At 43.8% G+C, this 8984-nt stretch carries 9 protein-coding genes; 6 read left to right on the top strand and 3 right to left on the bottom strand.

The features are described from left to right. Window positions 1-359: 359 nt before the first annotated feature. Entirely contained in the window at window positions 360-575 is a 216-nt protein-coding gene (locus tag QUB56_RS22785) for a hypothetical protein (RefSeq protein WP_332958346.1), read from the bottom strand. Between the two features lie 403 nt (window positions 576-978). Here QUB56_RS22785 and grxC point away from each other — a divergent pair, with 403 nt between their 5' ends. Further along, the gene (gene grxC / locus QUB56_RS22780) at window positions 979-1293 is read left to right on the top strand and encodes a glutaredoxin 3 (protein WP_332958345.1); all 315 of its coding nucleotides are present in this window, start codon (window positions 979-981) and stop codon (window positions 1291-1293) included. A gap of 164 nt (window positions 1294-1457) precedes the next feature. On the opposite strand, the gene menD is transcribed toward grxC, so the two are convergent. Continuing rightward, entirely contained in the window at window positions 1458-3305 is a 1848-nt protein-coding gene (menD, locus tag QUB56_RS22775) for a 2-succinyl-5-enolpyruvyl-6-hydroxy-3-cyclohexene-1-carboxylic-acid synthase (RefSeq protein ID WP_332958344.1), read from the bottom strand. Window positions 3306-3378: 73 nt separating this feature from the next. On the opposite strand from menD, the gene QUB56_RS22770 reads away from it, so the two are divergent. After that, complete coding sequence (locus tag QUB56_RS22770) at window positions 3379-3675, top strand: antibiotic biosynthesis monooxygenase (RefSeq protein WP_332958342.1); 297 nt, start codon at window positions 3379-3381, stop codon at window positions 3673-3675. A gap of 111 nt (window positions 3676-3786) precedes the next feature. Here the strand turns inward: QUB56_RS22770 and QUB56_RS22765 are convergent, their stop codons facing one another. Beyond that, entirely contained in the window at window positions 3787-5220 is a 1434-nt protein-coding gene (locus tag QUB56_RS22765) for an isochorismate synthase (protein WP_332958341.1), read from the bottom strand. 385 nt (window positions 5221-5605) lie between these two features. On the opposite strand from QUB56_RS22765, the gene menA reads away from it, so the two are divergent. The 4 genes from menA (at window position 5606) to QUB56_RS22745 (ending at window position 8933) form a co-directional block, all read left to right on the top strand. Next, complete coding sequence (menA, locus tag QUB56_RS22760) at window positions 5606-6502, top strand: 2-carboxy-1,4-naphthoquinone phytyltransferase (RefSeq protein ID WP_332958340.1); 897 nt, start codon at window positions 5606-5608, stop codon at window positions 6500-6502. A gap of 223 nt (window positions 6503-6725) precedes the next feature. Beyond that, a complete protein-coding gene (locus tag QUB56_RS22755; RefSeq protein ID WP_332958339.1) occupies window positions 6726-6899 on the top strand; it encodes a hypothetical protein in 174 nt (57 codons plus the stop codon). 4 nt (window positions 6900-6903) lie between these two features. Beyond that, a complete protein-coding gene (gene menH, locus QUB56_RS22750) occupies window positions 6904-7704 on the top strand; it encodes a 2-succinyl-6-hydroxy-2,4-cyclohexadiene-1-carboxylate synthase (protein WP_332958338.1) in 801 nt (266 codons plus the stop codon). Window positions 7705-7862: 158 nt separating this feature from the next. Next, on the top strand, window positions 7863-8933 hold the full coding sequence (locus QUB56_RS22745; RefSeq protein WP_332958337.1) for an o-succinylbenzoate synthase: 1071 nt from the start codon (window positions 7863-7865) through the stop codon (window positions 8931-8933). Window positions 8934-8984: the final 51 nt, after the last annotated feature.

Genomic DNA, 8984 nt, shown 5'->3' with positions numbered 1-8984 from the left:
GTTGACTGTTGACTGTTGACTGTTGACTGTTGACTGTTGACTGTTGACTGTTGACTGTTGACTGTTGACTGTTGACTAATAACTAATAACTAATGACTAATGACTAATGACTAATGACTAATGACTGATGACTAATGACTAATGACTACAGATTAGCCGTCCAACAAAAAGCAGCCCGTAACAGGCTGCCCATCGAAAAAACCGTTGTTGAGTTAGAGGAGAAAACTTTAAATTGAATTGAAATTGCCACTGTTTCAAGTCTCTGCGACTCCCGCCGGGCGATCGACTGCCAGTCAATATCGCCATCTTTATCTACCACTGAGTGACTTTGCCTTCAGAACAAAACTTCTTGCCTCCGATTAGAATGCTGCGGAAAGTTCGTTGACCATTTTCACTCGGCCTCTGAGCACCGCCCGCAGCAAGCGGTTGACACAGCCTCTATCTTCCTCATTCAGAGAGTCGTCGAAGGTGGCAGCCATCAAGCCGTAGCGATCGGCCAGAGTCAAAACGCCTGTGTCGGTTACAGAAGCGAGGATTTCAGATATAGCGCCGGGGAGGAGTTGTAGTGGAATCATGGCAGTTCTGTTGAGTTCGATATGTAGATCATTCCTTGTTTTCCCGAAAGAATCAGTGATATTAATGAGGTTCCCAATGTGATTATGATGCGTGTATGTAAGTGATCTGAGTCGAGTCAATGTGTGATGCGAATCACAGCAACCCAGGTGGCGGCGGGCAAGTCCATGCCGGGCCGATGTTTGGGTAGGAGGCGGGACTGAAAAGCGAATTTCAAAGGTGGTACCCGCCACGTGATTTATCCGTGGAATCAATCCAAAATCGATTTTCGAAAATCCTCAAGCCCCGCATTTATCCGTGGGGTCAATCTAAAATCTCAAATCTCAAATCTAAAATCGATTGACGGCGTTTAGCTAAAATGACGTTAATCTCTCAACCAGTTCAATTTTTACCCCGGTACCGACAATGCTTGATTTTCTCAATCCCATCTTGGGCCGCAAGCCCGATCGCATCAAAGCCAATGTTGAAATCTATACTTGGCAAACCTGTCCCTACTGCATCCGGGCAAAAACTTTGCTGTGGTGGAAAGGCGTAAATTTCACAGAATACAAAATTGATGGCGACGAAGCCGCTAGAAATGCAATGGCCCAACGCGCTAACGGACGCCGCAGCGTGCCCCAAATTTTTATTAACGATCGCCACGTTGGCGGCTGCGATGACATTCACAAACTTGATGCAGATGGAGAGTTAGATTCGCTGCTAGCTCAACCAGCAGTTTAAATTAGTCTAGGTTGAGTTTCGTTCCACTTAGCGATACCTACACTCATTAGCGATCGCACGCTTGATCAGAAACCGGGTTTTTTCGCGGGTATACTTTGCCCGAGCCCGCACAGGAACTCCAAAAACCCGGTTTCTGAAAGTCCAAGTGCGTCCACCACTGAAAATTACAAACCTTTAGCAATTTTAGTGAGATTGTCTTGCCGCCATTTAGCATCCGATCGCCTGTCTGTTTGCACTTCTAAGACGCGAATGCCACTATTGGGCAGCGAAATTAATTTTTGTTTGAACTGTTCCCAATTCTCAATTACCTCGTGTTCCACGCCATAAGTTGCACACAACTGAGCAAAGTTGATATGCTGCGGCGTCGCAAAAAACTCTTCAAAGGGCGGGTCAAATTTGGCAACGGGCAACATTTCAAAAATTCCGCCGCCGTTGTTATTAATTAATATGATTGTCAAATGACCAACAAATTTATTTTTAATTAAAAAGCCGTTCGTATCGTGCAAAAGTGCTAAATCGCCTGTTAGCATGATGCTGCTTTGATTGCGGTGAGCAACTCCCAATGCTGTTGATAAAGTGCCGTCTATGCCGTTAGCTCCGCGATTGAAAAACGGTTTTATTTCTAAGCTGTTCGGCTTCCAGAAAAATTCTACATCTCTGACGGGCATACTGTTGGCAATAAATATCGGTGTTGCTGGCGGCAAAATCTGGGAAAGCAGCCAGGACACTTTGGGTTCGATTATTTTGTTAATGGCTGATATTTTTTGGTCTATTGTTTCTCTGACTTGGATTTCGGTGTTGCACCAAAGTTGGAGGTATTCGTTTGATGGAGAGGTGAGAACCCCCCCTAACTCCCCCTGCTTAAGGGGGGGAACAAGAGTTGACTCGCCCTTGTTAAGGGTGGGGACAAGAGTTAATATAGTTGCGAGATTAACTGCGAGATTTTCTACGGAGGTTCGCAGGTGAACTGTTTGGCCATGTAGCGGATCGAAGTTGTGGTGGCTGGGGTCGATTATATATCGTTTGGGTTGGGTTTTATCTAACCAGTTTCGCAGTTCTTTGCTGGTGGGTAAGTCTCCGATTTGAATGGCAATTTCTGGGATTAATTTATCTGCTAGGAAGGGGTTTCGCAGGATTAAATCGTAGGTGGAAATTAGATGGGGGTTTAGTTGGGCGTAGTTTCTGACTGGGGATAGTCCTTCTGCTAAAACTGGCCAATTTAAGGATTTGGAAATATGGGCGATCGCACTACAGTATTTTTCGGCAAATTGAGGTTGGGAAACGCCTGCAATAATTATCCCTTTGCTGCACTTGTGCCATTCTTGCATTGTACTTTCTTCTCCCCCCCTTAACAAAGGGAGGCTGGGGGAGGTAGAGCTTTCTCCTGCAACAATTGGTTCTAATCCTGCAAAGAAATGTTCGGGATTGAATTGTGTTTCTAAAGCTTCTACAGCTATGTCTGGAACGGGTACAAGCGGGTCGCGAAAGGGGATGTTGAGGTGGACGGGGCCCTTGGTGGGAAAGAGCGATCGCTCAATAGCATACATTACCGTCTGCCGCAGATAGTCTAGCATTCCTGTGGACGCAGAAGGGATTGCTAATTCGGCTTGCCAGTTCGGATAATTGCCGTATATTTTAACTTGGTCTATCGCTTGTCCGGCGTGACAGTCCCGCATTTCTGGAGGTCGATCGGCTGTGAATATTAGCAGGGGAATTCGGCTTTCTCTGGCTTCAATTATCGCAGGATAAAAGTTGGCTGCGGCGGTTCCTGATGTGCAAATTAGTGCGGCGGGCAAACCTGATTTTTGGGCAATTCCTAATGCAAAAAAGCTGGCTGAACGTTCGTCGAGTATGGGAATAGTTTCTATTTTGTTGTTCTGGGCAAAGGCTATTGTTAGCGGTGCCGATCGCGAACCGGGACAAATCACGGCTGTACTTAATCCTACTCGTTGCAATGTCTCTACTAATACGGAAGCCCAGACGGTGTTTGTATTGCGAAAATCTATTGGCATTGCTAAATCTGAGTAGCTCAACTCTGTATTGTGCTACGATATTATACCCAAATAATTGTCAGGATACATTTTTATGATTCTTGAGGCGGTTGTGCTGAATGTCAAATCGGGCTGTCAGGGGGATTTTGAGATAGCTTTTAGACAAGCCTCCAGTCTGATAGCGTCTATAGATGGATATTTATCTCACGAACTTCATCGCTGCACAGAAGTTCCAGGAAAATATCTATTATTGGTGAGATGGGAAAATTTAGAAGCTCATACAATTAGATTTAGGAGTTCTGCTGAATATCAAGAATGGAAAAGAATGCTTCACCATTTTTACGATCCTTTTCCCATAGTAGAACATTTTGAGGAAGTGAAAATTAATTAACATGACTTACGCACTCCAACCAAAGAAACCGGGTTTTTACGGAATATTCGGGCTATAACGCGTCTTTTCATAAAAAAACCGGTTTCTGGGAGCGGATTAAAATTAGTTTAATTAGACCAAAGCGTTTAAAAGTGGTTGTAATTTGAGCTGAATTTCTGCTAGTTCTTTTTCCGGTTCGGAACCTGCCACAATACCATTACCAGCATAGAGTATAGCCCGATCGCCGTCGATTAATGCCGATCGAATCCCGACCGCGAATTCCCCATTGCCACGGGCATCGATCCAGCCGATGGGTGCTGCGTAGAGGGAGCGATCGCAGGTTTCGCAGCGGCGAATTTGTTGGAGGGCGATGTCTCTCGGAACGCCTGCTACCGCTGGGGTTGGATGCAGTTGAGCTAAAATCTTTAATAAATGAATATCGGCGGGAATTTGAGCTGTGATTGGTGTCCACAAATGCTGAATGTTTGATAGTTGCAGCAGTCTGGGAGTTGGGGAACAATTGGGGGTTATGCCTAGTTTAGAAAGGTGATGGACTATAAAATCTATCACAACTTGATGTTCTCGAATATCCTTCTCACTCTCTAGCAATCCCTGGGCTAGTTTCGCATCTTCTGCTTCAGTTTTTCCCCTCGGTGCTGAACCTGCTAAAGCATCTGTTGATAACTGATTGTTGTGAATGCTAATTAAGCGTTCTGGACTGGCACCGATGAAATTTTGACCTTTGCCGTTACTGGTTGAAAATACATAGCAATCTGGATAACTGAGGCGCAAGTTATTTAAGGAATCTATTAAACTGAAAGGGGTTTTAGAAATTACATTTATGGCTTGGTATAAAACAATTTTACTAAAATATTGAGATTTTATCAATTCTAAAGCCGACTTGACTGATGCTTTAAATTGACTGGCATCATTCACGGGAATTTGTTTCACAGATATCGACCTCTCGAGCGCAGTAGTTAATTTATGGTATTTTCGAGAGGCAATTTTATCAAATGTTTTCCAGATATTTTCGGCGATGTTTTTAACGTTTATATCTTGTTCTACTAGCGCATTCGCAACGAAAATGCAGCTATTTTTTTGTCTGGTAATTTGCCATTTTGGCAAAAATATGGTAGCGGGTGGAAAGTAAGAATTAGCGACAATGTTCTCATCAAAAAAAGCAAAGCTGCAAAAAAAGTGAGGCCCGCTAAATGGCAAGCGTTCCGCACCAATGGTAATTGTTCGGGCAAGACAAGATTGAATAAAATTTTGAGCGAGGGCAAATCGCTCGGTTCCTGCTACTGTTAGATGGATGGCTGAATCTAGGGCGGCGATCGCAAAACTTTTGCTTGAAATAGGGTCTCTTTTTTCAAAGTAAAAGTGCCGCTGACAAGGTTCGGCAATCTCTTGCAGTACAGCTAGCGGATCGAGGGGGTAAATTTCCTGAGAAATACTAACTATTTTTGTGCGATCTTTTTCGGTTAAAGACTGCTGGCAATTTAACAGAAACTGATGCAGTTGATTGCGGTCTTGCAAGAGATTAGCGCGGTGCGGTATTACTGTCATGAAAGCGAGAATAGCAGATTTGTCAGATAGAGTGTGGGTTTGTCCGGCTAAAACCCCTATTTCGATCTAAGCACGGGAGGGCGATCGCAAAACATGACCTTTCGAGTTTCCCGGAAAGTTTGGGCTCAGCAGCGGGGCGAAAACACACTATCGCGCGATCGAGCGAAACATTTATACATAAAACTTTAAGATTGAGCAACTAAATCTCGACTCTCATGCGATCGCCCCTACAAAGGTTTGCAGACGGGCTACTTCCAGCCTTCGATCGCCTTCACAGCCTCTCAACGGATGCCCCGCACCCACTCAACCTGATACAGAGTAAACATTATTTACCAATAACATTGTAAAATCACTAAGCTGCTATCAATTGCATCAAGTTTGTGTAATGACAACAAAGTTAATTGAACATCCAAATAGTAAATTGTGGCTGGCGGCAATCAAGCCGCCCATGTACAGCGTTGCCGTGATTCCTATTTCAGTAGGAACTGCCATTGCTTTTGCCGAAACTAAAACGATTAATTCGTCAATTTTTTCGACATTTTTAATGTCAGCCATTTTGATTATAGCATGGCTGAATCTCAGCAATGATGTATTTGACTCGGAAACAGGCATCGATAAAAACAAAGCGCATTCCCTAGTTAACTTAACCGGAAATAAAGCTTTAATTTTCTGGCTGGCAAATCTGTTTTTAGCAGTCGGAGTGTCGGGAATCTGCGCCATAAGCTGGTGGCAAAAAGACCCAACAGTAATTTTGCTAGTAGTTTTATGCTGTGCTCTCGGCTACACTTATCAAGGGCCTCCGTTTCGTCTTGGCTATCAGGGTTTGGGCGAAATCATCTGCTTTTTCACCTTTGGGCCCCTAGCCTTGGCTGCTGCTTATTACAGTCAGACTCAAACTTGGTCTGCAACTAATTTGGCGGCTTCGGTAATCGTGGGAATTACTACGAGTATTATCTTATTTTGTTCCCATTTTCATCAAGTTGCGGACGATTTGGCTGCGGGTAAAAAATCGCCGATTGTTCGACTGGGTACGAAAAAAGGTGCCGAGTTGTTGCAGTGGTTGTGCGGCAGCGTTTATGCTTTGACTGTGCTATTTGTGGCTTTGGGAATGTTCCCAATTTGGACGCTGTTAATTTTTGGGAGTTTGCCGTTTGCGATCGACCTTTGCCGCCATGTCACAGACTATCACGACCAACCTGCTCGTGTCAGCAACTCTAAGTTTATCGCAGTTACGCTGCATTTTTCGAGCGGATTGCTGCTGGCATTGGGCTTTGCTTTGTAGATCGGGCGATCGAGAATCTCGGTAAACTGGAGGTATGGTTTGCTAAGTTGAGGGAGTTGGGCGAGTTTGCCCAGTTGCGCGACTTCTCAAAATCTTCTTTAATTCAGCAATCCGTACTTCACATTGAATCGTAAAAAAGGAGAATCAAAGCATGAGTACGCAAGTATAAATTGACAAAATACTCAGCCGAGAAGAAATCATCCACTGATATCCTAGCGAGTGGGTGCTAATTGCTTACACTGAACTGGATGAGAATTTGAATGTAATTCGAGGTGAAGTTTTAGCACACTCACCGGAGGGCGATTTGCTTTACAATAATCCTTTGTCAAAGAAGGGAAAATCGGTAGCAAGAGAATACACCGGTCTTATCCCTGAAGACTTAGCAGCTATGTTGTAACGAAATGGCAACCTTTAATAATTATCAGTTTCACTATTTTTTAAGTGGCAACAATAATCAACAGACAATTTTATTTTTGCATGGATTCACTGGCGACAGTCAAGACTTTAGTAGCGTCGTTCCCTTACTTGCTAAAAGTTATTGCTGTCTAGCAGTTGACCTTCCGGGTCATGGAAAAACCAAAGTCAGCGGCGACGAAAGTTGCTACAATATGTCAAATACAGCCGAAGCATTGATACAGTTATTAGATGATTTACAAATAGACAAATGTTTGTTGTTGGGCTATTCAATGGGCGGGCGATTGGCACTTTACATGACATTACATTTTCCTGAAAGATTCGAGAAAGTAGTGTTAGAGTCAGCGTCTCCGGGATTGAAGACAGAAAAAGAGCGATCGCACCGCCTGCAAGCCGATTCACAGCTAGCACAAAAGCTGGAAAATAGCAACATTAAAGATTTTTTATTAAACTGGTACGATCGCCCTTTATTCACATCTTTAAAAAACTCTCCCAACTTCGACAAACTCATAGAAACCCGCTTAGCAAACAATCCCTTAGAGTTAGCCAAATCGCTCCGCAACATGGGAACAGGCAACCAGCCCTCTCTCTGGGAAAAACTCCCACACAATCAAATCCCTCTCCTCTTGCTAGCGGGAGAATATGATGATAAATTTACAAATATCAACACCGAGATTGCCAGCTTGTGTCCGGGCGCTAGTCTGGAAATTGTACCAAAAGCTGGTCATAATACCCATTTTGAAAATATTGATAAGTTTGGAGCAGTTGTCAGACAATTTTATGATTAATAAGACTTGCGCCAAAAATATCAATGTTGTAGAGTCCGCAGGGAACACATTCTTTAATCCTCTGTACCAACGCCCACATTCTGTAGTAATGAGCGGGGGCGCACTTCGTACCTGACAATTGATAAATTGAGACAATTTTATGATTAACTAAAAAATAAATGCTGTATCAATTCGAGTTTCGCACTTATCAGCGAAAGTTTAAGCGTCCATTGCGAACAAGTCACGGAATCTGGGATATTCGCTCAGGAATTATCCTGCGAATTGTGGGAGAAAATAATCTAATTGGTTGGGGAGAAATTGCCCCTTTGAGTTGGTTTGGTTCCGAAAGTTTTGAGCAAGCTTTAGATTTTTGTCACCAGTTGCCAGCTAATCTTTCATCAGAGATGATTTTCGCTATTTCCGCCCAATTGCCGGCTTGTCAATTTGGCTTTGAGTCAGCACTATCAAACTTGTCAAACTCGTTTGTAGGCTCTGCCGGGGAACGCATATTAGGAGGAAGAGTTTCTATTTTACACGCGGCAGAGCCGCTAGAAAAGCATTCCCCGGCAGAGCCTGGGAACGAGGATAAGAGGCTGAGTCAGTACAGCGGTTTATTGCCAGCAGGTGAAACAGCTTTGCAGGCTTTGCAAGTGCTTTGGTTAGAGGGATATCGGACGTTTAAATGGAAAATTGGTGTTGCTGCAATTGAACAAGAATTAAAGATTTTTCAGCAGCTAATCCAAGTAATGCACAATTTGTGCGATCGAGAATCGGCATTTTTGCGGTTAGATGCCAACGGTGGACTCAGTTACTCGCAGGCTAAAACATGGTTGGAAGCTTGCGACAAGGTAAATGCAATTCCCGACTTTTCCGCAGACATTGAATTTTTGGAACAGCCGCTGCCCGTAACACAGTTTCAGGAAATGGTAGAATTGAATGCTATTTATGCAACTGCGATCGCCCTCGACGAATCCGCAGCCAACCTCGATCGCATCCAAGAGTGCTACAGCCAAGGCTGGCGGGGAATTTTCGTCATTAAACCTGCGATATGCGGTTCTCCATCCCAACTGCGAAAATTTTGTCAAACTCACAATATAGACGCAGTTTTTTCCTCAGTATTTGAAACCCAAATCGGCCGACAAGCAGCATTAAATTTAGCAACAGAATTGTCTCCAAATAATAGAGCATTAGGCTTTGGCACCGATTGCTGGTTCGACGACAATGATTCGATTTTAGATTTTAGATTTTAGATTTTAGATTACTCCTGGGGGCTCAGAAACCGGGTTGATGGGCGAAAATAC

It is taken from the genome of Microcoleus sp. AR_TQ3_B6 (assembly GCF_036702785.1).
Taxonomy (GTDB): Bacteria; Cyanobacteriota; Cyanobacteriia; order Cyanobacteriales; family Microcoleaceae; genus Microcoleus.
This window is presented reverse-complemented; position numbering and strand designations above follow the sequence as displayed.